Raw genomic sequence first — 3904 nt, 5'->3', positions numbered from 1 at the left:
CGACTCCAACGTCGTGCACTACCGCCAGCTGCACATCCACGGCGCCAACGGCTCGGCCCCGGAGCACAACAAGCGCGCCCTGGAGTACATCTCGACCGGTCAGGTCCCGGTCAAGGACCTCATCACCCGCCACGTCCCGCTGGACGACGTCCTCGAGGCGTTCCAGATCGTGAAGAAGGGTGAGGCGATCAAGGTCACCGTCGAACCCTGACGCGACGAAGTCGCGGCAGGGTTGCGACGGGGAGGTTGAGGTGCGAGCACTCCAGACCCGACGAAGGAGGGGCTGGAGTGGGAGCCTCGAAACCACGTGAGCCGATGCTGGAACCCACCCACCGGCGGAGCCTGGGGAACACGCGAGCCGACGCTGGAACGCAAGCTCAGTCGGCCGCCACGACCCCCCGCACCGCGTCCCGCCCGGCCATCGGGTCGGCAGCCTCCAGCGCAGCCCGGGCAGCCCGCTCGCAGGTCTCCATGCTCACCGAGGACAGCTGGGCGCCCACGGCGCGGACCGCGGCCGAGGCCATCGACAGCGAGGTGATCCCCATCCCGATCAGGGCGACCGCGAGCAGCGGGTCGGCGGCGGCCTCACCGCAGACGCCGACGGACTTGCCGGCCCGCCGGCCTGCGGCTGCGGTCGTCGCGATCAGCTGCAGCACCGCAGGCTGCCAGGGGTCGGTCAGGTGAGCGAGGTCGGAGGCCAGGCGGTCGGCGGCCATCGTGTACTGGGTGAGGTCGTTGGTGCCGATCGACAGGAAGTCGACGACCTCGAGCAGCCGGTCCGCCAGCAGTGCGGCACTCGGCACCTCGACCATGACGCCGGCCTTGAGCCCGCGGGCGCGCACCTGCTCGGCGAACTCCCGCGCCTCGGTGACGGTGGCCACCATCGGCGCCATCACCCAGGTCTCGGCACCCGTGCTGCGCGCCGCCGCGGCGATGCCGTCGAGCTGGCGCTCGAGGAGCCCGGGGTTGCCCTTGGACAGCCGCAGGCCCCGCACCCCCAGCGCCGGGTTCTCCTCGTCGGTCAGCGTCGCGAACGCGATCGGCTTGTCCGAGCCGGCGTCGAGGGTGCGGACGACGACGTACCTGCCGTCCCCGCCGAAGGCGTCGAGCACCTCGGCGTAGATCGCCGCCTGCTCGTCCACCGTCGGCTCCTCGCGACGGTCCAGGAAGCACAGCTCGGTGCGGAAGAGGCCGACGCCCTCCACGGGCGAGGACGAGGCGGTCCGGGCGGACTCGCCGTCGGCGACGTTGGCCAGGAGCTTCACGCGGACGCCGTCGGTCGTCTCGGCGGGGCCGATCCACGTGTCGGCCAGCGCCCGGGCGGCCCGGTCGGCCTCCACCTGCGCGCGCGCGTCCGACGCGGCGACGGTGCCGTCCACGGTGCCGGCCGAGCCGTCGACGAGCACCGGGGTGCCGGCCGCCAGGTCGAGGGCGCCGGCCACACCGACCACGCAGGGGATGCCGAGCTGGCGGGCGATGATCGCGGTGTGGCTGGTCGCCCCGCCCTTCTCGGTGACCAGGGCGAGGATCACCTGCGGGTCGAGGCCGGCGGTGTCGGCGGGCGCCAGGTCTCCGGCGACGAGGACCGACGGCTCGTCGGGGCGCGCGACGCCGGGCTCAGGCTCACCGACGAGACGGGCGACCAGGCGGCGTTCGATGTCCAGCAGGTCGGTGGCCCGCTCGGCCATCAGCCCACCCATCGCGGTGAAGAGGTCGACGAACTGGGCGACCGCGCCGCGCACCGCAGCCACCAGGCCCTCGCCACCGGCGACCCGGGTCGCGACCCCCTGGCGCAGGCCTTTGTCGCGGGTCAGCCCCGCACTCGCGGTCAGCACCTCGGTCGCCGCGCCGGTGGCCCCGGACGCCTTCGTCACGAAGCCCTCGGCCACCGCCTCGGCCGCGCGGTCGAAGGCCGCCATCGCGCTGTCGGCGTCGGCGAAACCCCCGTTCCCGTACGCAGCGACCGCCTCCGCGGACACCTCCTGCGCGACGGGCAGCACCGGTCCGTAGGCGAGTCCTGGCACGACAGGGGTGCCGCGCAGCAGGCTGGGCGCGCGGACATCCCCCACAACGGGGGCGGCAGGGGTGACCATGGCCACATTCAAGGCCAGGAGTACCTTGACAGTCAACAGATACGGGTCTAAAACAACATATTCACAGATTGGAGACGGCATGTACGCCGAGGAGCGTCACCAGGCCATCGCCGAGCTGGTCGCGACCCGCGGCCGGATGGCGGTCACCGAGCTGGCGACCCACTTCGACGTGACCACCGAGACCGTCCGTCGCGACCTCTCCCAGCTCGAGAAGCTCAAGCTGCTCCGCCGCGTGCACGGCGGCGCGGTCTCGATGCGCTCGCTGACCATGCTGGAGGCGCAGCTGGAGGACCGGGCCCACGAGAACGCCGCCGAGAAGGACCGGATCGCCCGGGCGGCGGTGGCCCTGCTGCCCGAGGGCGGCTGCACGCTGCTGATGGACGCCGGCAGCACCACCGCGCGGCTGGCCGCTCTGCTGCCCCCGACCGGGCGGTGGACGGTGGTCACCCATGCCGTGCCGATCGCCGCGATGCTCGCCCCGCTGGCGCACGTCGAGCTGCACCTGCTGCCCGGCCGGGTGCGCACCGCCACCCAGGCCGCCGTGGGGCACACGACGGTCACCGCGGTCCGCGACTTCCGCGCCGACCTCGCGTTCCTCGGCACCAACGGCATCTCGGTGCAGCACGGCCTCTCCACCCCCGACGCCGAGGAGGCCGCCACCAAGCGGGCCCTGGTCGAGAGTGCCCAGCGGGTCGTCGCGCTGACCGACGCGTCCAAGGTCGGCCAGGAGCGCACGATCCGCTTCGCGGCGCTCGAGGACCTCGACGTCCTGGTGACCGACACCCGGATCGCCGATGCGGACGTCGCCGACCTCGAGGCCGCCGGTCTGGACGTGATCCGGGCGTGAGCGTGACCGCGGGGCCGATCGTCACCCTCACCGCCAACCCGAGCTTCGACCGCACGGTCGCGCTGCCGGTCCCGCTCGAGCGCGGCGCGGTGCACCGGGTCGACGCGATGACCTCCCAGGCCGGCGGCAAGGGTGTCAACATCTCCCGGGCCGCGGTGTCGGCCGGCCTGGCCACCGTCGCGGTGCTGCCCGCCCTCGCCGACGACCCCTTCGTCCGCGACCTCGAGCAGGCCGGCATCGAGTGCCGGCCCTCGCGCCCCGCCGGCGCGATCCGGGTCAACCTCACGCTGACGGAGCCCGACGGCACCACCACCAAGCTCAACACCCCCGGCGCCGCGGTGTCCGCGGAGCACCTCGACGACCTGGCCGAGACCCTGGTGCGCCACGCCCGCGGCAGCTCCTGGGCGGTACTGGCGGGCTCGCTCCCACCCGGTGCCCCGACGGACTTCTACGCCGCGCTGGTCCCCCGGCTCCACGAGGTCACGCGGGTGGCCGTCGACACCAGCGACGCCCCCCTGGCGGCGCTGGTCGACCGGCTGCCCGGTGCCGCGCCCGACCTGCTCAAACCCAACGCCGAGGAGCTCGCCTCCGTGACCGGCACCGACGCCGCCACGCTCGAGGCCGACCCCGCGGCCACGGCCAAGGCGGCCCGGGTCCTGGTCGAGCGCGGGGTCGGCACGGTGCTGGCCACCCTGGGCGGTCGCGGGGCGGTCCTGGTCTCGGGCGACGGCGCCTGGTTCGCCTCGCCACCACCCACGACGGTCGTCAGCACGGTCGGGGCGGGCGACTGCACCTTGTTCGGCTACCTGCTGGCCGAGCTCCGGGGGCTCACCGCTCCCGACCGGCTGGCGCTGGCGGTCGCCTACGGGTCGGCGGCCGCCGGCCTGCCCGGGACGACCATCCCCGGCCCCGACGACCTGCACCCCGAGCGGGTGCAGGTGCAGCAGCTCGACCCGTCCTGACT

General features: G+C 74.1%; 3 protein-coding genes and 1 pseudogene. 3 read left to right on the top strand and 1 reads right to left on the bottom strand.

Annotated elements, in window-relative coordinates; all coding sequences use genetic code 11:
* Positions 1-211, top strand: a pseudogene (locus JHD21_RS21285) (alcohol dehydrogenase); the annotation flags it as partial.
* A gap of 166 nt (positions 212-377) precedes the next feature.
* On the opposite strand, the gene ptsP reads toward JHD21_RS21285, so the two are convergent.
* Positions 378-2093: a phosphoenolpyruvate--protein phosphotransferase gene (gene ptsP / locus JHD21_RS21280; protein ID WP_292679483.1), complete on the bottom strand. Its 1716-nt coding sequence runs from the start codon at positions 2091-2093 to the stop codon at positions 378-380.
* A 25-nt stretch (positions 2094-2118) separates the two neighbouring features.
* On the opposite strand from ptsP, the gene JHD21_RS21275 reads away from it, so the two are divergent.
* Positions 2119-2940 carry a DeoR/GlpR family DNA-binding transcription regulator gene (locus JHD21_RS21275; protein ID WP_292679481.1) on the top strand — a complete coding sequence of 274 codons (822 nt, stop codon included), beginning with the start codon at positions 2119-2121 and terminating at the stop codon, positions 2938-2940.
* The gene (locus JHD21_RS21270) at positions 2937-3902 is read left to right on the top strand and encodes a 1-phosphofructokinase family hexose kinase (RefSeq protein ID WP_292679479.1); all 966 of its coding nucleotides are present in this window, start codon (positions 2937-2939) and stop codon (positions 3900-3902) included. The genes JHD21_RS21275 and JHD21_RS21270 overlap by 4 nt, the downstream gene beginning before the upstream one ends.
* Positions 3903-3904: the final 2 nt, after the last annotated feature.

It is taken from the genome of Nocardioides sp., from assembly GCF_016462705.1.
GTDB lineage: Bacteria > Actinomycetota > Actinomycetes > Propionibacteriales > Nocardioidaceae > Nocardioides.
The sequence above is the reverse complement of the archived record's forward strand: the minus strand, read 5'-3'. Positions and strand labels throughout refer to the sequence as shown.